This window comes from Phaeobacter italicus, from assembly GCF_001258055.1.
GTDB classification, from domain to species: Bacteria; Pseudomonadota; Alphaproteobacteria; order Rhodobacterales; family Rhodobacteraceae; genus Phaeobacter; species Phaeobacter italicus.
Window position 1 is genome coordinate 21,175 of the sequence record NZ_CVRM01000004.1, and the last position, 19,623, is coordinate 40,797.

At 60.4% G+C, this 19,623-nt stretch carries 19 protein-coding genes; 10 read left to right on the plus strand and 9 right to left on the minus strand.

Annotated elements, in window-relative coordinates; all coding sequences use genetic code 11:
* Positions 1-2: 2 nt before the first annotated feature.
* On the minus strand, positions 3-1,169 hold the full coding sequence (locus NIT7645_RS01645) for a CaiB/BaiF CoA transferase family protein (protein WP_050685936.1): 1,167 nt from the start codon (positions 1,167-1,169) through the stop codon (positions 3-5).
* Positions 1,170-1,202: 33 nt separating this feature from the next.
* The gene (locus NIT7645_RS01650; protein WP_050685839.1) at positions 1,203-2,348 is read right to left on the minus strand and encodes a CaiB/BaiF CoA transferase family protein; all 1,146 of its coding nucleotides are present in this window, start codon (positions 2,346-2,348) and stop codon (positions 1,203-1,205) included.
* Between the two features lie 104 nt (positions 2,349-2,452).
* Between NIT7645_RS01650 and NIT7645_RS01655 the strand changes: the two genes are divergently transcribed.
* From NIT7645_RS01655 to NIT7645_RS01700, 10 genes are all read left to right on the plus strand, one after another.
* On the plus strand, positions 2,453-2,830 hold the full coding sequence (locus NIT7645_RS01655) for a Zn-ribbon domain-containing OB-fold protein (RefSeq protein ID WP_050685841.1): 378 nt from the start codon (positions 2,453-2,455) through the stop codon (positions 2,828-2,830).
* A gap of 3 nt (positions 2,831-2,833) precedes the next feature.
* Complete coding sequence (locus NIT7645_RS01660) at positions 2,834-3,985, plus strand: thiolase family protein (RefSeq protein ID WP_050685844.1); 1,152 nt, start codon at positions 2,834-2,836, stop codon at positions 3,983-3,985.
* Positions 3,986-4,008: 23 nt separating this feature from the next.
* A complete protein-coding gene (locus NIT7645_RS01665) occupies positions 4,009-4,866 on the plus strand; it encodes a MaoC/PaaZ C-terminal domain-containing protein (RefSeq protein ID WP_173644469.1) in 858 nt (285 codons plus the stop codon).
* A 10-nt stretch (positions 4,867-4,876) separates the two neighbouring features.
* The gene (locus tag NIT7645_RS01670; protein ID WP_050685940.1) at positions 4,877-6,013 is read left to right on the plus strand and encodes a CaiB/BaiF CoA transferase family protein; all 1,137 of its coding nucleotides are present in this window, start codon (positions 4,877-4,879) and stop codon (positions 6,011-6,013) included.
* 63 nt (positions 6,014-6,076) lie between these two features.
* A complete protein-coding gene (locus NIT7645_RS01675; protein ID WP_050685846.1) occupies positions 6,077-6,796 on the plus strand; it encodes a transglutaminase-like domain-containing protein in 720 nt (239 codons plus the stop codon).
* Positions 6,793-7,242 carry a MaoC family dehydratase gene (locus NIT7645_RS01680; protein ID WP_050685848.1) on the plus strand — a complete coding sequence of 150 codons (450 nt, stop codon included), beginning with the start codon at positions 6,793-6,795 and terminating at the stop codon, positions 7,240-7,242. The genes NIT7645_RS01675 and NIT7645_RS01680 overlap by 4 nt, the downstream gene beginning before the upstream one ends.
* A complete protein-coding gene (locus NIT7645_RS01685; RefSeq protein ID WP_050685850.1) occupies positions 7,229-8,353 on the plus strand; it encodes an acyl-CoA dehydrogenase family protein in 1,125 nt (374 codons plus the stop codon). The genes NIT7645_RS01680 and NIT7645_RS01685 overlap by 14 nt, the downstream gene beginning before the upstream one ends.
* Positions 8,350-9,501 (plus strand): acyl-CoA dehydrogenase family protein, encoded by a 1,152-nt coding sequence (locus NIT7645_RS01690; protein WP_050685852.1) that lies wholly within the window; start codon positions 8,350-8,352, stop codon positions 9,499-9,501. The genes NIT7645_RS01685 and NIT7645_RS01690 overlap by 4 nt, the downstream gene beginning before the upstream one ends.
* Before the next feature lie 28 nt (positions 9,502-9,529).
* On the plus strand, positions 9,530-10,339 hold the full coding sequence (locus tag NIT7645_RS01695) for an enoyl-CoA hydratase/isomerase family protein (protein WP_050685854.1): 810 nt from the start codon (positions 9,530-9,532) through the stop codon (positions 10,337-10,339).
* Positions 10,340-10,366: 27 nt separating this feature from the next.
* Entirely contained in the window at positions 10,367-11,563 is a 1,197-nt protein-coding gene (locus tag NIT7645_RS01700; RefSeq protein ID WP_234994807.1) for a phenylacetate--CoA ligase family protein, read from the plus strand.
* 216 nt (positions 11,564-11,779) lie between these two features.
* Here the strand turns inward: NIT7645_RS01700 and NIT7645_RS19085 are convergent.
* From NIT7645_RS19085 to NIT7645_RS01740, 7 genes are all read right to left on the minus strand, one after another.
* Positions 11,780-12,738 (minus strand): IS630 family transposase gene (locus NIT7645_RS19085; RefSeq protein WP_103911555.1). Its coding sequence is split into 2 segments (ribosomal slippage): positions 11,780-12,382 and positions 12,385-12,738, totalling 957 coding nucleotides; the frame shifts between segments, so codons are not numbered across the junction.
* A 184-nt stretch (positions 12,739-12,922) separates the two neighbouring features.
* Entirely contained in the window at positions 12,923-13,762 is an 840-nt protein-coding gene (locus tag NIT7645_RS01715) for an HTD2 family dehydratase (RefSeq protein WP_050685873.1), read from the minus strand.
* Positions 13,763-13,773: 11 nt separating this feature from the next.
* On the minus strand, positions 13,774-14,925 hold the full coding sequence (locus NIT7645_RS01720; protein WP_050685875.1) for an acyl-CoA dehydrogenase family protein: 1,152 nt from the start codon (positions 14,923-14,925) through the stop codon (positions 13,774-13,776).
* A 3-nt stretch (positions 14,926-14,928) separates the two neighbouring features.
* Positions 14,929-15,723, minus strand: a complete 795-nt coding sequence (locus tag NIT7645_RS01725; RefSeq protein ID WP_050685943.1) for a citryl-CoA lyase — start codon at positions 15,721-15,723, stop codon at positions 14,929-14,931.
* The gene (locus NIT7645_RS01730; RefSeq protein ID WP_050685877.1) at positions 15,723-16,637 is read right to left on the minus strand and encodes an SDR family NAD(P)-dependent oxidoreductase; all 915 of its coding nucleotides are present in this window, start codon (positions 16,635-16,637) and stop codon (positions 15,723-15,725) included. The genes NIT7645_RS01725 and NIT7645_RS01730 overlap by 1 nt, the downstream gene beginning before the upstream one ends.
* A gap of 12 nt (positions 16,638-16,649) precedes the next feature.
* The gene (locus tag NIT7645_RS01735) at positions 16,650-17,609 is read right to left on the minus strand and encodes a hydroxymethylglutaryl-CoA lyase (protein WP_050685879.1); all 960 of its coding nucleotides are present in this window, start codon (positions 17,607-17,609) and stop codon (positions 16,650-16,652) included.
* A 4-nt stretch (positions 17,610-17,613) separates the two neighbouring features.
* Positions 17,614-19,620 (minus strand): ATP-binding protein, encoded by a 2,007-nt coding sequence (locus NIT7645_RS01740; protein ID WP_050685881.1) that lies wholly within the window; start codon positions 19,618-19,620, stop codon positions 17,614-17,616.
* Positions 19,621-19,623: the final 3 nt, after the last annotated feature.

Below are 19,623 nucleotides of genomic sequence, written 5' to 3' on the forward strand. Positions count from 1 at the left end.
GGCTATTCCCTACCCGGCCCCAGAATTTCGTCGCTGTGTTCCCCAAGTCGCGGGGCCGGGCGATGATCATGTCGCGCCGGGGTCGCTGAGAAGCGTATCGGCGGGCGTGTCGTCCAGATCGCACCTTCGGTCGGGTGATCAATCCGTTGAAAGAACCCGGTCGCGGCAAGATGGGGATCGTTCGGCAAATCTGACAGGTTGCGCACCGGCATGGCTGGTATGTCTGCCTGCTCCATCAGGGCAAGCCAGTCATTCGTGGTCCGGGTCAGCGCAATCTGCGCCACCATATCGTATACCGCGCCGATGTTGCGGCTACGGGTGTCCATGTCCGTGACCCAGACATGGTCGATCATGTCATTGCGCCCAACCGCCTTGAAAAACCGTGCCCATTGTACGTTGGTGTAGGGCAGAATGGTGATGTAGCCATCAGCGGTCTGAACTGGACGCCGGTGCGGAACCAGCATGCGGGCATAGCCGAAATCCTGCGGAGTCTCTTCAAAGGTGGCCCCATCCATATGTTCGGCCAACAGGAAGGCGGCCAGCGTTTCAAACATCGGAACCTCGACATGCTGGGCCTCTCCAGTACGTTCGCGGTGGAACAGGGCACCCATCACGGCATAGGCGGCGGTGACCCCGCCAAGCTTGTCGGCGAGAATTGTCGGGGCATAAGCGGGCGGTACCCCAGGGTCGCGCAAGGTTGCCAAGCTGGCCAATCCCGACACCGACTGGACGGAATCGTCGAATGCAGGCTTGGCGGCATAGGGCCCGTCCTGCCCGAAACCGGTGGCGGATACCATGATCAGGTTCGGGTTTTCCTGGCGTAGAGTTTCGGGATCCAAAGACAATCTGGCCAGCGCCGCAGGCCGAATGCTCGAAATCATCACATCGGCATCGATGAGCAGTTTGCGCAACTGATCGCGACCGGTTTGCGTTTTTAGGTCCAGTACGACACTGCGCTTGTTACGGTTGGCCCCCAGAAAAGCGGCACCCATCAGCTTGTTGCGCGATGGCTGGACCTGGCGAAGAAGATCGCCCTCGGGGCCTTCCACCTTGATCACATCGGCCCCCAGATCGCCCAGCATCTGCGTCGCCAAAGGTCCGAAAACCACAGAAGTCAGATCGACGATCTTCACGCCTTGAAGAAGCCCCGGTTTGTTCTCAGCGGTCATTTGGTTGTCCACCCTTTTAGTTGCCCACCGTTTTTATGAACGACGGCCGAACTCGGCGCGAAGGGCTTTGCCTTGCGCATCGAAGGCCGGGCAGGGGCCCAGTGCCGTTTCGCCGAGGCTGCGCCGGATCGGGGGGGTCGGGACGTTGATTTCACCGGAAGGCGTGCGAATTACGGACCGGTCAAGCTGGGGGTGACCGGACAGGGTCGCCACGTCGTTCACCGCGCCCGAGGCAATGCCCGCAGCGTCAAGCCGCTTCAGCATCTCGGCGCGGTCATGCGAGGCGAACACGGCCTTGATGAGAACTTCGAGCGCGGGTTTGTTTTCAATTCGCGACGTGTTGTCATGGAACCGGGGGTCGGTTGCCAAAGCCGCATCGCCCAGTATGTGTTCACAGAACCGTTGCCATTCGCCGCTGTGCTGAACGGTAATGACGACAAGCTGACCGTCCTTGCATTCATAGGCCCCGTACGGGCAGATGACCGTGTGGTTCAGTCCGACACGAGGTGTCGGCTTGCCAAGGTGATCGTGATACAGCAGCGGAACCGACATCCAGTCGGCCATCACATCAAACATTGCCACGGAAACGCCGCTGCCCTTGCCGGTGCGATCACGCCCGACAAGTGCTTCGCAGATTCCAGCATGGGCTGTCATACCGGTGGCGATATCGCAGACCGACACGCCCACCCGTCCTGGTCCGTCGGGTGTACCGGTCACTGATGCCAGACCGCTCTCGCATTGCACCAGAAGGTCATAGGCCTTGGCGTCGCGCATCGGGCCGTCTTCGCCATATCCGGTGATGTCGCAGGTCACGAGACGCGGGAAGCTCTCTCGCAGAGTCGCGGAATCGAGCCCGAGCTTGGCCAGCGCGCCAGGCAGCAGGTTCTGAATAAACACATCTGCGTTTTCCAGCATCCTGAGCAGGATTTCACGGTCTTCGTCGGCTTTAATGTCCAAGGCGACCGATTCTTTGCCTCGGTTCAGCCATGTGAAATAGGCGCTTTCACCGTTGGCGGCGGTATCGTAGGCGCGGGCGAAATCGCCTGCGCCCTTGCGTTCGATCTTGATCACGCGCGCGCCGGCGTCGGCCAGCCGCGAGGAGCAAAAAGGCGCGGCGACTGCCTGTTCCAGCGCAACGACGAGTTTGCCGGAAAGGGGGGCTAAGTCTGAACCTGGCATGAGTTTCTCTCAATTGATCCTGAAAGGTTGACTAAATCTAACAATTGTTAGAAAGATTATCAATACGCTTAAACAATGACTGGGTCGCTTGAAGGAGAACACCTATGCAGGATGCCAAAGGACCAGACCAGCTTTTCCAACGCGCGCTGGCAGAGGGCGAGATTCTGCTGCCCAAGTGCGACGACTGCAGGGCCTATCACTTTTTCCCGCGAGTCTTGTGTCCACATTGTCATGGCACCGCGATTTCGTGGAAGCAGGCTGGCGGCAAGGGACGGGTCCACACCACAACAGTCGTGCGCCGAAAGCCCGAACGGGGCGGCGACTACAACGTATGCGTCGTCGAGCTGGACGAGGGTGTCCGGATGATGAGCCGGGTCGAGGGCATTGCCCCGGGTGAGGTCGTCATCGACATGCCTGTAACCGCATTCGTGGGCGAGGCCGAGGGTGTTCCGGCCGTGCTTTTCAAACCGTCGGAGGGATAGGCCATGACCACTGAACTTCGGGGAAAATCCGCCATCGTGGGAGCCGGTCATGCCGGTTTCGGAGAGGCCCATGGCCTGACGGCCTATGATGTCATGGCGCAATCCGCGCTTGCGGCGCTTGGCGATGCCGGGCTGAAACTGTCCGACGTCGACGGGCTGTTCTGCACCATGATGGAAGACAGCATGCCGGCGCTTATGGCGGCGGAGTATCTGGGCATCCAGCCCCGGTTCATTGATGGCACGATGTCGGGCGGTTCGTCCTTCGTAAACTACCTGACGTCCGCGACCATGGCGCTGGACGCCGGTCTGTGTGATGTCGCGCTGATTGTTTATGGCTCCAACCAGCGCACCGCGTCGGGCAGACTGGTGACCGCTTCACGTCCGCCGGCCTACGAGGCGCCGTATAATCCGCGCTATCCGATCTCGGCCTATGCGATGGCGGCGGCGCGGCACATGCATGAATATGGTACCACCCGCGAACAGCTGGCCGACGTGGCCGTTGCCGCGCGGGCCTGGGCGCAGCGCAACCCCGAAGCGTTCGAGCGCGGCCCGCTGACCCGCGAGGACGTGTTGGGTGCGCGCATGGTGGGCGATCCATTGACCGTGCGCGACTGTTGTCTTGTCACCGACGGTGGCGGCGCGATCGTAATGGTCCGCGCGGACCGCGCCCGGGATTTCCCGAAGGCACCTGTCTATGTGCTGGGCAGTGCTGCGGCAAGCTCGCACCGGCAGATTTCCCAGATGAAGGATTTCACCGTGACCGCGGCCCGCGACTCGGGCGCGCGCGCCTTTGCGGCGGCCGGAGTGACCCCTGCGGATATCCAGGCGGTCGAGCTCTATGATGCCTTCACCATCAACACGATTTTGTTTCTCGAAGATCTTGGGTTCTGCGCGAAGGGCGAGGGAGGGGCCTTTGTCGAGGGCGGACGCATCGCGCCTGGCGGCGTGTTGCCGGTGAACACGAATGGCGGCGGCCTGTCCTGCGTGCACCCCGGGATGTACGGCATCTTCACAGTGATCGAGGCTGCTCGTCAGATCCGTGGCGACGCGCCGGGCATTCAGTTGAAGGATATCGACCTGGCGCTGGCGCATGGCAACGGCGGTGTGCTGTCCAGCCAGGTCACGGCGATACTTGGATCGCAAAACACGCTCTGACGGCAACTAAGGGAGGAAAGTAAATGCCATTGGATTTCGAGGCATTGTCGAACTGGGACTTTGAGGAAATCGAACAGACGCTGACCGAACGGGATACCATCCTGTATGCACTCGGCCTTGGGTTCGGCGAGGATCCGACCGACAAAAAGGAGCTGGCCTATGTCTATGAGGACGGGCTCAAGGCAGTTCCCTCGATGGCGGTCATTTTGGGGTATCCCGGCTTCTGGCTGCGCGATCCCAAGACCGGCGTAAACTGGCAGAAAGTGCTGCACGGCGAACAGTGGCTCGACATCTACAAGCCGCTGCCGACAACTGGCCGGATTGTCGGCCGCAGCAAGATCGACTTCATCGCCGACAAGGGCGAGGGCAAGGGAGCCGTCATTTACCAAAGCCGTGATATTATCGACGCGGACAGCGGTGAAAAACTGGCGCGCGTGGCGATGTCGGCTTTCTGTCGCGGTGATGGGGGGTTCGGCGGTGAAAACCAAGCGGGTCCGGCACCCGCAGTGCTGCCTGATCGGGCGCCTGATCATGTATGTGATATCGATACCCTGCCGCGCCAAGCCCTTATTTATCGTCTCAGCGGTGATTTCAATCCGCTTCATGCTGACCCGGATGTTGCCCGTTCTGTCGGGTTCGACCGCCCGATCCTGCATGGTCTGGCGACCTATGGGCTGGCGGCCCGGGCGATTCTAAAGACGTTGCTTGACTATGATTCTGCCCGGCTTGTCGGTCTGGATGTTCGGTTCTCGGCGCCGGTCTATCCCGGCGAAACCGTGCGGTTCGAAATCTGGGAAGAGGACGGCGAGGCCCGGTTTCGAGCATCTATTCCGGCACGCGACGTGGTTGTTCTGAACAACGGCGCGGCGCGCTTCGCCTGAGGCAGTGAAGATGGCTCAACCGCTCAAGGATATCCTGGTGCTGGATTTCAGCACCCTTCTTCCCGGTCCGATGGCGACGCTCATGCTGTCTGAGGCCGGCGCCGAAGTGATCAAGTTCGAGCGTCCCGGAGTCGGCGAGGACGCGCGCCACACGGAGCCAAAGATCGACGGAGAGAGCATCGGATTTGCTGTGTTGAACCACGGCAAGCGATCGGTGGCCATCGACCTCAAGTCAAGGGGCGCAGTGGAACGTCTGCGCCCCTTAATCGAGAAGGCCGATGTTCTGGTAGAGCAGTTCCGTCCCGGCGTGATGGACCGGCTCGGGCTTGGTTATGATGCTCTGCGCGAGATCAATCCCGGTCTCATCTATTGTTCGATCACCGGCTATGGCCAGACCGGACCAAAGGCCAGCGCCGCCGGCCACGACCTCAACTATGTTGGTGATGCGGGTATCCTGTCGCTCAGTCGCGGACCCGATGACCAGCCAACGGCACCGTTCGGGCTGGTCGCCGATATCGGAGGCGGAACCTATCCTGCGGTGATGAATATCCTGCTGGCCCTGATTGCGCGGCAGGCGAGCGGGCAGGGGACGCATCTGGATATCGCAATGTCCGAGGGAGCGTTCGCCTTTGCCTATTGGGCCCATGCCGAAGGTGTGATTGCCGGGCAGAACATCAAGAACGGTGGCAGCCGCCTGACGGGTGGCCTGGCCCGGTATCGGCTTTATACGGCCGCGGACGGGCGTCAGATCGCCGTCGGCGCGTTGGAAGAAAAGTTCTGGCAGTCGTTCTGCGATGTCATTGGTTTGCCGGTGGCGCTTCGCGATGACTGGTCCGATCCAAATGCCTGTGCCGCGGAGGTTGCACGTCGTCTTAGGGAACATCCCTCGACCCATTGGGAGGCTTTGCTGGCAGCGGCAGATTGCTGCTGTTCGGTCGTGAAAACGCCCGCCGAGGCGGCACATGACCCGCATTTCAAAGCGCGTGACGTGTTCGGGCGGGCCGTAAAAATCTCCGGCCGGAACGCGCCTGCTTTGCCGCTGCCAATTGCGCCGGAGTTCCGTTCTTCGGGAAATTCGGTCGGAGTTGCAGCCACTCTGGGCGAAGACAATACGCGTTATGGCGTGGACCAACCAAAGACAGAGTAAATCCCGTTGACGGGCAGGTTTTGAATCGGCAATCTAACATATGTTAGAAAAAGGGAGGGGCCAATGGACAAGTCTGACGATGACCTGCCGACAGAAGCTGAGCGTTATGTCATGCCATCGCGCTTTGTGGAAAGCGATAGCTTGGAAGTGCAGGGTTTCGTGACATCGGCTTTGCGTGATCTTCCTGTGGACGCAACCAATCGCGACAAGGCAATCCGCCTGTTCGAAGCGGTGCGCGACGATATTCGCTATGATCCCTATTGTTTTGCGCTGGATGAGGACTCTTACCGTGCCAGCCGTATCGCTGGGGCGGAAGCGGCGTTTTGCGTTCCCAAGGCAATTCTTCTGGCGGCTTGTTTGCGTGCTGTGGGTATCCCCGCCGCTCTGGGGTTTGCGGATGTGCGCAACCACCTGAATACACCCAAGTTGCAGGAGTTGATGGGGACCGATCTCTTTATCTACCACGGCTATGTTCAGCTGTGGTTGGGGAATGAGGCCTACAAAGTGACACCTGCATTCAACATGGAACTGTGTGAAAGATTCGGGGTCAAACCCCTGGTCTTCGACGGCTATCACGACGCGCTCTTTCACGAGTTCGACGAACAGAATCACCGGCACATGGAATATGTGAACGACCGTGGTCTCTATTTCGACGCGCCGATGGGTGAGTTCCTGGTGGCGTTCAAGGAAACCTATCCGAAGCTGGAAGAATTCAACCGCATCCGGATATCCAAGGATGCGAGCGGATACGATGACGGTTTCGCAAAGGAGGGTGCCTCTTGAGGTATCTGGAAGACTTCTCGCCGGGCCAAGTCTATCGCTTTCGCAGCGCTCCGATGAGCGCGGATTCAATAAAGGCGTTTGCCAAGGAGTGGGATCCGCAGCGGCTGCACACCGATGAAGACTATGCAACCGCCATACATGGCAGCCTGATCGCCTCGGGCTTTCAGACGATGCTGGAAGTGTTCAGGCCGGTCATGTCTGAAATGATGGTCGATGTCGCCAATATCGGTGGCATGGGCTTTGACAATCTGCGCTGGCTGCGGCCGGTGCGCCCGAACGAAACCCTTGATGTCGAACTGACGGTCAACGCGGTCACGCCGTCAAAAAGCAAGCCCGACAGAGGTGTTTTGCACTATACGCTCAGCGCCAAAAACCCTGCGGGCGAGGTCGTTTTTTCGACCGAAACCCCCGTGATGATTCAGCGAAAACAAAATGACACAGACTGATATCCTTTCCAGCGAACAAGAAGACCTTCGCCTGTTGCGCGAGAGCGCGCGCACGTTGTTTGAACGGGCGGGCGGAAGTGACAGAGCCCGAAAACTTCGTGATGCCGGGGGCGGTTTCGATGCTGAGATGGTCCGGGAACTCGCCGAGGCCGGTGTTTTCGGGGTGGCGGTGCCTGAAGATCAGGGCGGGCTTGGCATGGGCCTAGCCGCCGGGGGTGTCATCGCCGAGGAAGTCGGCCGTGTGATTGCACCGGAACCGGTCGTGTTGACAATCGGTCTGAGTCTTGGCCTTCTGCGCCGCCTTTGTCCGGCTCATCCGAAGATGGCACAGCTCATCGGCGGCGAAATTTCCTTGGCGGTTGCCTGGCAGGAACGCGGCCCCGACGGGGCGCTTGCCGATGCGACCTGCCGATACGCGGACGGAAAGCTGACCGGTGGCAAGGCCTGGGTCGTCGGTGCGATCGGATCTCTAGGGTTCCTGGTCGTGGCTGAAGGAGATGACGGCCCGGTTCTGGTTCTGGCCGAGGCAGACGCGGACGGGCTTGTCATTGACAAACGAGCGCAGGCCGACGGCAGCTCTCTGGGCGAGCTTTCTTTTTCGGGCACCCCGGCCGTGGAATTGGCCAGCGGCGGTGCGGTTCCCACTGCACTGGCCGAGGCTGTCGCTGATGCAACGGCGCTTGCTGCGGCCGAGCTTGTCGGCCTGAGCGAGCGTGCCTTCGAGATCACGCTCGACTACATCAAGACGCGGGAGCAGTTCGACAAGCCGATCGGGTCTTTTCAGGTCATCCAGCACCGTGCCGTCGACCTCAACGTGATATGCGAGGTCGCGCAGGCCGGAGTGCGGGAGGCGCTTGCGCAGATGGACAGCGAAACCGATCCGAAGGTTCGGGCCCCGATTGCCAGCCGTGCGAAGGCGCGGGCGGTTACGGCCGCCAAAAGAATTACCCGTGATGCGATCCAGTTGCACGGGGCGGTCGGGTACACGGATGAGTTCGATATCGGGCTCTACCTGAACCGGGCGCTGGTGCTGTCGGCCTGGTTGGGCGACGATGCCTATCACAGGCGGATTTGGTTCGAGGCACGCGAAGCAGAGGGGGCAGCACAATGACCGACTGGAATGCAATTAGCGATGTGGAATTCCGCAAAGAAGTGCGCCAGTTCTTCGAAGCGGAATATCCCGAGGAGCTGCGTCATCTGCCGCACCGCCCGAAGTTCGCCGAGATCGAACATTGGCACCGCAAGCTGCACGCCAAGGGCTGGGTTGCGCCAGCTTGGCCCGCTGAATTCGGCGGTATGGGCCTAAACGCTGCTAAGCTGCTGATCTTTTATGAAGAGCAGCAGCGCTGGGGCGTCAATCGCGGTCGCGACATGGGCGTGCAGATGGTCGGTCCCCTGATCATCAAATTCGGCACCCAGGAACAAAAAGACTACTGGCTGCCGCGTATCCTGAGTTGCGAAGACATCTGGTGCCAGGGATACTCGGAACCCGGCGCCGGGTCCGATCTGGCGAACCTGCGCACACGCGCAGAGATTGACGGCGACGACTTTGTCATCAACGGACAGAAGATCTGGACCACGATGGCGCATGACGCCACGCATATTTTCATGCTGGTGCGCACCGATCCCGATGCGCCCAAGAAACAACAGGGTATCAGTTTCCTGCTCGCTCCGATGAATCAGCCTGGAGTCGATGTACGCACCATCACGACCCTGTCGGGCGAGACCGAGTTTTGCGAGGTCTTCTTTGACAATGCACGGACGCCCCGCGAGAACCTCGTGGGCGAGCTGAACAAGGGTTGGACGATGGCCAAGGCGCTCTTGAGCTTCGAACGCATTTTCATCGGTTCGCCAAGTCTGGCCCAGAACGCTCTGGGACAGCTTGAAAGCTTTGCCCGTGGCCGTGGCGCGTTTGACGATCCGGTGTTCCGTGACCGCTTTGCCCAGGCGGCACTGGATGTGGAAGATCATGCCGCGCTTTATGCCCGTTTTGCAGATCAGCTCAAACGTGGCGAGACGCTGGGTGCGGATGTCTCCATGCTGAAGATTTGGGTGACTGAATGCTTCCAGCGCATCACCGAACTGATGATCGAAGCAGCCGGTCCCGATGGCGGCTCCATCGGGCCGCTTCAGGTTGGCAATGTTAGCGTCGACGTTTTGTCGAGCTTCTACAAGGCCAGACCTACCACGATCTATGGTGGATCGAACGAAATCCAAAGAAACATCCTGTCCAAGGCCGTCCTGGGACTGCCTGGCTGACTCAATACCCCACGGAGGAAATAGAACCATGTCGGAGCGTTACGCAAAATACGACAAACTGAAATTTGACTACCCGGCGGATCGCGTGCTGCGCATCACGTTCGACCGGCCCGAGACGTTTAACTCGGTCGATGCCGAAACTCACACCCAGATGACGGACATGTGGATCGATATCGACCGTGACCCAGACATCAATTCGGTCATCGTGACCGGTGCGGGCAAGGCGTTTTCCGCCGGGGGTGATTTCAGCCTGATCGAAAACATGATTGGCAACTCGCACGAGATCATGAAGACGTGGAAAGAAGCCAAGGATCTCGTCTATAACATCATCAACTGCAACAAGCCGATCATTTCCGCGATCAATGGCCCTGCGGCCGGCGCGGGCCTTGTGGTTGCCATTCTGGCCGATATCTCGATAGCCGGAAAACGGGCCAAGATCGTTGATGGTCACCCGCGTCTGGGTGTTGCCGCCGGTGACGTCGCGGCGATCATCTGGCCGCTGCTGACCTCGATGGCCAAGGCGAAGTACTATCTGATGACCTGCAAGCCCGTATCGGGCGAAGAGGCCGAGCGTATCGGTCTGGTATCAATGTGCGTCGAGGATGATGAGCTGCAGCAGATCGCGCTGGATACAGCCGTCGAACTGGCCAACGGCTCGCAAAGCGCGATCCGCTGGACCAAGTATTCACTGAACAACTGGCTGCGTCAGGCCGGGCCGATCTTTGATGCGTCGACCGCGCTGGAGATGCTTGGCTTCATGAGCGAGGACGTCAAGGAAGGTGTGTTGTCGCACCGCGAGAAGCGCGCGCCGAACTTCCGTAAGGACTGCCCGCTTTAACGCCCGATTGGACGAGGAGGCATGGAAATGTCTGATGATATCTACAAAGATATAGCGCAAGCCTATGCCGCTGCGGCCAACAAGGCTCCTGGCCTGAAATCGCGATTTACGGCTGCCGGATTCGATCCGGCAGCTGTCACATCGGTGGCGGACCTCTCGCGTCTTCCAGTGATGAAAAAAGAAGAGCTTCTGAAGATCCAGCGCAAAAATCCGCCCTTTGGCGGGTTCCTGGCCTCGGATCTGAAGGATGTCGGGCGGATCTACGTGTCCCCCGGCCCGATTTTCGAACCGGCCCTTTCGGACGGTGGCGGCCACGGCCTTGAACTGCTGTTCAAGGCGGCAGGCGTGGGGCCGGGGGATATTATCCTGAACACATGGATGTATCATCTGGTGCCCGCGGGGCTTTTGTTCGACGAAGCGGCACAGGCCGCAGGCGCCACGGTTATCCCCGGCGGCGTCGGCAATACGGAGCTTCAGGCACAGATCATCGTCGAAACCGGCGTGACTTCGATCTGCGCTTCGACCGCGTTTTTCCTGACGCTGGCGGACAAGGTGGTCGAAACCTATGGGCGCGACGCCTGGAAGGTGAAAACAGCCTTCCTCGGCGGAGAGATGGGCGACTGGATGGCCAAACGCCGCCGGATCGAGGAAGACTATGGCGTGTCGACCTGGGCTGCCTATGCCACCGCCGATCTGGGCCTTATTGCATATGAGGATGGCGGCGAAGGCTATGTGGTTCATCCCGGCCGCGTGGTGCAGATCTGCGATCCGGTCAGTGGCGAACAGGTCGCTCACGGGGAACCGGGCGAGGTTGTTGTGACCGCGCGCGATGCCACCTGGCCGATGATCCGGTTCGGCACCGGCGACAGCGCCTTTGCCCTGGAAAGCAACGCGGATGGCACCGTCAGCCGGATTTCAGCATTGCAGGGCCGTGTCGGGGCAGCGGTCAAAGTGCGCGAGATTTTCGTTTATCCGCGCGTGGTTGAAGAAGTCGTCATCGGCACGCCGGGCGCAAAGGCCGCGCAGGCCGTGGTAGTGCGCGAGAACGATCGCGACATGATCCGCCTCTCGCTTGTGCTTGAAGACGGTGCCGACGCTTCTGCTGCGGAAGCAGCCGCCGCCGAAAGCTTTAAACTGCATGCGCGAATTCGCGCCGACGCGGTGAGCATCGTTTCGGAACTACCCGAGAATGCAGAACTGATCGTCAACCAAAAAGACGTCTGAGATCGCGTCTCGATCTTCGGCGACAACCGCAGAAACAGATGGGCGGCCGGGTGACCGGCCGCCCTCTTTCGTCAGGAACAGAGCGCATCTTTGGCGGCGTGGTATTCTCGGTCGAGACGGTCGATGTAGGCCGCCGTGGTCATCACCTCTTTCACCGCTCCGATCCTGAGCAGCCCGATCTGATTGGCCCAAGGTAATTGTTAAAGCGTTTCGATATTAACCTGAGACATATCCGGCAGCCCTGAAGTAATTCCAGCACTCTTCTGGATCGTAGAGATCGCAGATTGATCCGATAGCGTCGAAGACCTCGGTGAAGCTTCTAGCCCCGATCCGTCGCAAGTGGGCTTTCAGCTTTGAATATGCCTGTTCGATGGGGTTCAAATCGGGCGAGTAAGGCGGCAGGTACAGAAACCAGCAGCCGTGGTCGCGCAGGGCCTGCGCGGCGTCCTTGTTGCGATGCGTCGCGAGGTTGTCGAGGATAACAACGGTTCCTGGTGCGATCTCTGGGACCAGCACTTGGCGTATGTAGGCGGCAAAGGCCGGGCCGCCCATCGCACCCTGTATAACCCAAGGCGCGATCAGTGCATCCTGCGTCAGGCCCGCGATCAGTGTCTGCGTCCCCCAGCTTCCAAAGGGCGCGTCCATGGTCAGACGCTCGCCTCGTCTGGATCGGCCACGCAGGCGGGTCAGGTTCGTCTTCACTGCAGTTTCGTCAATAAAGACAACGCGGTCTGGCATCCGGGAGATGGTGGGCAAGCGATGCTTGAACCAATCGCCGCGCTGTTGCCTTACCTTGGCGCGACGGCGCTCGGTGGCAACCGGAGACTTTTTTTGTATGTGAACCCGAGCCGGGACAGCAGGTTGGAGATGGAAGAGTGATGCACTTGCACGCCCTCTGCCTCGGCCAGCGCGTCGCGTAGCTCGAAGAGGGTGATGTCGGGGTCTTGTGCAATCAACTCCTCAAGGAAAGTCTGATGCGGTGCCAGCTTGCCTTTGCCGCGCGGCGGTCCCTGCGGTGCGGGTTCCGCGTGACCCTTGGTCCTCACTTGGCGCGCCCATCGCGCACCTGTCGCAGGTGACAATTTCAGACGCAACGCCGCCGCACGCCCGCTTAACCCTTCGTCAATATATCTCTGAAACCGCGTCCTTAGTGCCGAAGGTAAAGGTGCTGACATGATCCATCCTCCCAAACAGGATGAAACAAACCTGATGCCTTAAGGGAATCCCTCGCGATTCAGGTTCAATCAGAAATGCTTTAATTCAGAGGTTTGCCTGGTCTATTTACCAAGCCTCTCCGCAAAGCCTAACAGATGTTAGAAAAATTGGTCAACAACTGAATCCGCTACCAAAGGAAACTGATCAGATCGCCGCGTACTCTGCGGAAAAGCTTCGAAGACCGTTTTGATCCTGACACCAGACTGTCCCGGAGGCGCCGGTCCCTTCATTGTGCAGTTGCAATTCGCAGGGCAGGGTGAGCGGCGCGAGTCCGCGGAACGAAAACCGGTGGGGCGATGTTTTTAACGCATCCGCCGCCAGATTCAGAAGCAGCGTGGCCTGCAATGGGCCATGCACAACAAGTCCGGAATAGGCTTCGGTTTCGGTGGCGTAGATGTGGTCATAGTGAATGCGATGGGCATTGAACGTCAGCGCCGAATAGCGAAACAGTAGAACAGGATCCGGTGTCAGGGTCGATCTGAGCGTGGTGGGGTCACCCGCGTCAGGTGCGCTCTCGCCCGTGCGGGGGGCGGAAATCTCACGATAAACGATCGTTTGCTGCTCCCGGATACAAAGCCGGTTGCCACTCGAATACTCATGTTCGACGGTCACAAAGACCAATGGGCCACTGCGGCCCTGCTTGGCCACTATGTCCCCGATCACCGAGCGGCGGGTGATGGTTTCGCCGATTTTCAGCGGCGCGATATGCGTAACATCGCCGCCAGCCCACATGCGGGCGGGCAGCGGAACAGGGGGCAGAAATCCACCCCTCGCGGCATGGCCGTCTTCTGACAGGGCGGCAGCTGGCACGGTATCAAGGACAAGGCACCAATGAATTCCCAGCGGGACATCGCCTGATCCGTCCCAAAGATGCGGACCGAGCGTGGCGCGGAATTTGTCGATCAGCCCCTCCGTCAGAACATCTTCCTTAGTCTCGGTGCGTCCCAGCCAGGGCGCCAGCGCGTCAAGGTCGATCTCACCCATAACCCTGGCCTTCAGAACGATCTTGGCATGCCGAGGATATGTTCTCCGACATATGACAGGATCAGGTTGGTCGAGATCGGGGCGACCTGATAGAGGCGCGCCTCGCGGAACTTGCGCTCGACATCGTATTCCCGTGCGAAACCGAAGCCGCCATGGGTCTGGATGCAGGCATTGGCCGCTTCCCAGCTGGCCTCCGAAGCCAGCAGCTTAGCCATATTCGCCTGCGCTCCGCAATCCAGCCCGGCATCGAAGCGCCTGCAGGCTTCAAAGCGCATCAGATTGGCGGCCTCGATGTTCACATAGGACCTGGCGATAGGGAATTGCACGCCTTGGTTCTGGCCGATGGGACGGTCAAAGACCACGCGGTCACCGGCATAGGCGCGGGCCTTGTCGACGAACCAGTATCCATCACCGATACATTCCGCCGCAATCAGGGTCCGTTCGGCGTTCAGCCCGTCAAGAATATGGTAAAATCCGCGCCCCTCGGTGCCGATCAGGTTCTCGGCGGGGATTTCCAGGTTGTCGAAAAACACTTCATTGGTTTCGTGGCCGGGCATATTGGCGATGGGGCGGACCTCCATCCCGTTGCCGATGGCCTCTTTCAGATCGACCATAAAGATCGACAGGCCCTGCGACTTTTTCTTGACCTCGCTCAGCGGCGTGGTGCGTGCCAGCAGGATCATCAGGTCGGAATGCTGGATACGGCTGATCCAGACCTTCTGGCCATTGATCTCATACCGGTCACCCTTCTTGACCGCGGTGGTCTTCAGTTTGGTGGTGTCGGTCCCGGTTGTCGGTTCGGTCACGGCCATGGATTGCAGGCGCAACGCGCCGCTGGCGATGCCGGGCAGGTATTTCTGCTTTTGCTTCTCCGAACCGTGCCTGAGAAGCGTGCCCATGTTATACATCTGCCCGTGGCAATGGCCCGCGTTTCCGCCGCAGCGGTTCACCTCTTCCATGATGATCGAGGCTTCCGTCAACCCCAGATCCGAGCCACCGTATTCCTCGGGGATCATCGCGGCGAGCCAGCCCTCGCGGGTCAGCGCATCGACGAATTCCTCGGGGTAGGTTTCGCGGCGGTGATAGTCGGGCGGGAACTGCGCGCAAAGCGCGCGCATGGCGTCGCGCAGGTCGTTATGGCTGTCGGGGGCCGAGGTCTGCATCGCTTATGCCGCCCCCGGACCCGACGTTTCAAGAATTTCCTGCTCGGCACGCTGCCACAGCTCATAGGAAATCGGGTTTTCGCTCTCTTCGAGGATATGACCGACCAGCCCGATGGACCGCGCCATGACGCCAAAGCCGCGCACGATCTTCCAGGGAAAGCCGAATTCACAGCAGATCGCCCCGATCGCGCCGGTGGCGTTGATCGGCAGCATCTTACCCGATTTTTCTTCGGCAACGGCCTGAATTTTCTGGATCAACTCGATGTATTCACCGGACTTGCCGTTCTCGGCAGCGATCTGGAACAGGCGCGGGGTGCGCGGATCGACCGGTTTGTGCACCGGATGGCCCAGCCCCGGCACGATCATCTTGCGGGCGCGAAATTTTTCTACCGTCTCGACGGCCAGCGCATCCAGATCGACACCGGTGCCCAACTTGTCCTGTGGCAGTGCCTCGTAAAGCATTTTCGAGGCACCTTCCATAGAACCGACAAAGACGGTGCCCAGCCCACACAAGCCAGCCGCCACAGCCGCCTGAAGCGATTCCGGCGCCCCCATATAGGTCATCCGCGCCGCCAGGGCCGAGGGCGTGATACCATGTTCGACCAGGGTAATGACGATGGCGTTAAAGACGCGGCTTTCCTCGGGCGTGGCCTTGCGGCCCGTTAGTTGCAGGAACGCCAGATCGCCAAGGTTCATATGGCCCAGGATCTCGTTGGGCAGGTCGAGGCCACGCACGCTGATCTTGTCAGGGGTGCTCCAGGCAATGCTGGAGCTGATTTTTTCTTTGCGTTTTCCCATCAGACCGGATCCCATGAAAAGACATCCGCCGAAACCTCGAGCGGCGTGAATTGCGATTTGAGCGCGGGAATGGCGCGCTCGGCGATTTCATCTGCGGTCCAGCCATCGCCGGAATGAACCGAGCGCACCGGGCGGGGCTGGTTGAACAGGAAAATCTCGTTGTTGCGCACGGCAAAGATCTGTCCGCTGACGCCTTCGGCCCTGTCCGACATCAGGAAACAGGCCATCGGCGCCACTTTGGCGGGCGTCATCTGCTTGAGCTTTTCAACCCGCGCCTCCTGTTCGGGCGTGTCGGTCTTGATCGAGGAAATCATCCGGCTCCAGGCGAAGGGCGCGATGCAGTTCGACCGCACGTTCCAGCGTTTCAGGTCAAGCGCGACCGATTTCGAGAAGGCCGCGATGCCCAGCTTTGCCGCCGCGTAATTCGCCTGCGCCAGATTGCCGATCAGCCCCGAGGTCGAGGTCATATGCACCAGCGCGCCGCCCTCCTGTTCGCGGAAATAATCGGCCGCCGCGCGGCTGGTGTTGAAGGCGCCATAAAGATGAACCTTCACCACCGCGTCGAAATCCTCGTAGGTCATTTTGTGGAAGAACCCGTCGCGCAGGATGCCGGCGTTGTTCACCACCGCGTCGATGCGGCCGAATTCCTTGACACCCGCCTCGATCATCGCGCGCGCGGCGTCCGGATCGGTGACGTTGCCGCCATCGGCGATCGCATCGCCGCCCGCCGCCCTGATCTCGGCAACAACTTTCTGCGCAGCGGTTTCGGTCTGGCCCGTGCCTTTCAGCGAGGCACCCAGATCATTGACCACCACGGCGGCGCCTTCTGCGGCTGCCATCAAGGCGATATCACGCCCGATCCCACCGCCGGCCCCGGTGACCAGAACGACCTTTCCGTCAAGTGCTTTTGTCATCTTCTTGCTCCCTCAGCGTGACTTGCGGTATTTGTCCAACCCGCCGGTGTGCATGACCCGGCCCATGAGCGGCACACCGATGATCTCTTCTGCTTTGACCGCCGCTGCGATCAGCTTGTCCAGATCAATGCCGGTTTCGATGCCGAGCTCGTGACACAGGAACACTGCATCCTCGGTGCAGACATTTCCTGCGGCGCGCGCGTGGCCGTGGCCCGCGAAAGGACAGCCGCCAAGACCGGCGACGGAGCTTTCGAACATGTCCACGCCCATCGACAGGGCCGCATAAACGTTGGCGATCCCCAGCCCACGTGTGTCATGGATGTGCATACCGATGCGCGCCTCGGGCGCCAATTCGCGCAGGGCGCCGATCATCCGTTTGACCGCCTCGGGGTTTCCCCAACCCATGGTGTCGGCGATCACAAGGATCGGCACGGGGATGTCCTCTTCCTCGCACAGTTGGAGGATAAAGCGGAAATCGTCCAAGATGCGTTCTTGGGGGATGGGGCCCTCGAGGTTGCAGCCGAAGGCGGTCATCACATAGGCCGCGTCGACGGTATATCCCTCTTCCTTGTAAAGACGGACCCAGTCACGTTGTTTTTCCCGCATCTCGGCCGAGGAACAATTGTTGTTCGATTGGGCGAATGCTTCGGAAGGATAGAACAGCAGACGCGGGTCGATATCGACCTCATGCGCGGTCAGGGCCTTGCGAAACCCTTTGTCGTTCAGCCACAGCGATGTGTAGTTCACGCCCGGTTTGCGCTTGATACGCTGGAACAACTCGCCGGTGTCCGCCATCTGAGGAACGTATTTCGGGCTGACAAAGCTGCCGACCTGAATGCGTTTCAGACCGGTTTCGCTGAGCATGTCGATCAGTTCGATCCGCTCTTCGACCGGATAGATCTTTTTTTCGATCTGGAATCCCTCGCGCGGGCCTTCTTCACGAAATTCGACGAATTTGGGAAAGTCGCTCATTTCATCACTCCTCGGATGGCAGGATCTCGGCGATGACCTGGCCGCGATCGACCATGTCCCCATTCGAGACGGATATATTGCTGGCGATCCCGGCCGCGGCCGCCCGGATCGAGATTTCGAGTTTCATGGATTCCATGACCGCGACCACGTCGCCTTCGGCTACGCTCTGACCACCGGAGACCTTGATTTCGACAATCATGCCGGTCAGCGGAGAGGTCACGGCGCGATCCCCCGCGGCATCGCCGCCGGCAAAGGCAAGGGGCGCGGCGGGGCGGAAGACCAGGCGGCCTTCGGGCGTGTCCAGTTCGATCACGCCCGCGTGCAGACGTGCCTCGATCAGATGGACGGTGTCGCCTTCGCCGACACGCCAACAGCCCGGGGTCAGTTCACGTGCCGACAGTGTCAGCGCCTCGCCGTTTTCCGAATAGACGGTGTATCTGGCACCCGGTTTGACAGGGCCGATGCGCAGTTCTTCGGATACCTCGTCAGAATCGGTGAGCGTCACGCTTTGCCCTGCTTCCATCGCATCGCCGCCCAGGCCGAGCCGCCAGCCGGTAAAGGCATCACGGTTGGTCCAGGGATTGGCATCCGTATCGCCGCGCGAGGCGGCCACGAACAGAATGGCGGCAACCGCTTTCCACAGATCAGGGCGAACGAGGGGGGACGCCTGTGTCAGCTCGGCCAACCGGCCGTCGATCCACCGTGTATGAACCTGCATCCGTTCGAATTCAGGGTTTCGCGCCAGTGCCCTCAGAAAGGCGCGATTGGTCTCGACGCCTTCGACCGCGACATGATCAAGCGCCGTGGCCAGACGTGCCAATGCGGTTTCCCGGTCGGGCGCGTGCACGATCAGCTTGGCGATCATCGGGTCGTAATAAGGCGTGACCGCATCGCCTTCCTCGACGCCGCTGTCGATGCGCAGGCCCGACGGCAGGCTGAGCGTGGTCAAGGTGCCGGTCGACGGGGCGAATTGCATCGCCGGATCTTCGGCGTAAAGCCGCGCCTCGACCGCGTGGCCGTTGATCGTCAGATCGTCCTGCACCAATCCAAGGCCCGCGCCTTCGGCAATCCGCAGGTGAAGCGCGACAAGGTCCAGCCCGGTGATCGCTTCGGTGACGGGATGTTCCACCTGAATGCGCGGGTTTACCTCAAGGAAGAAATACTCGTCCCCCGCGACCAGAAACTCGACCGTGCCCAGCCCGCGATAGTCCAGCGTTTCACCAAGGCGCACCGCGTCGCGCGCGATGTCGTCCATAAGCGTCCGGGGCAGACCCCAGGCCGGGGCTTCCTCGATGACCTTCTGGTGGCGGCGCTGAAGCGTGCAATCGCGTTCGAACAGATGCACCACATGGCCCTTGCCGTCACCTGCGATCTGCACTTCAACATGGCGCGCCTCGGGCAGGAAACGCTCCAACAGCAGCCCTTCGGAGCCGAAGGTGGATTTTGCTTCGCGCAGCGCGCCTTCGATGTCCTCGACCAGCGTGGTTTCGTCAGTGACGAGCCGTTGCCCTCGCCCACCACCGCCGCCGACAGCCTTGAGCAGCACCGGCAGGCCCATTTGGCGCACCTCCTCTACAATCTGCTCGGGATCGGACCGCGCACCTTCGGCGCCCGAAATCACCGGGACGCTGGCCGCCACGGCGGCCTCTTTGGCGCTGGCCTTGTCGCCGAAACGTTCAAGCGTTTCCGGCGTCGGCCCCATGAAGATCATGCCAGCGGCTTCGACCGAACGAGCAAAATCGGGGTTTTCGGCCAGAAAGCCATAACCGGGATGGATCGCATCCGCGCCCACTGATTGCGCAGCGGCAATCACCGCGTCGATTTTCAGATAGCTCTCGGATGCAGGTCCGGCGCCGATACAGACCGACCTGCCGATTTCGCGGACATGCAGGGCATTGGCGTCGGCCTGCGAATGCACGCCGACAGGGGTGATCCCGCTGGCCCGCGCGGTGCGCGCGATCCGGCAGGCAATTTCACCGCGGTTGGCGATCAGAAGCGTTTTGATTTTCACGGT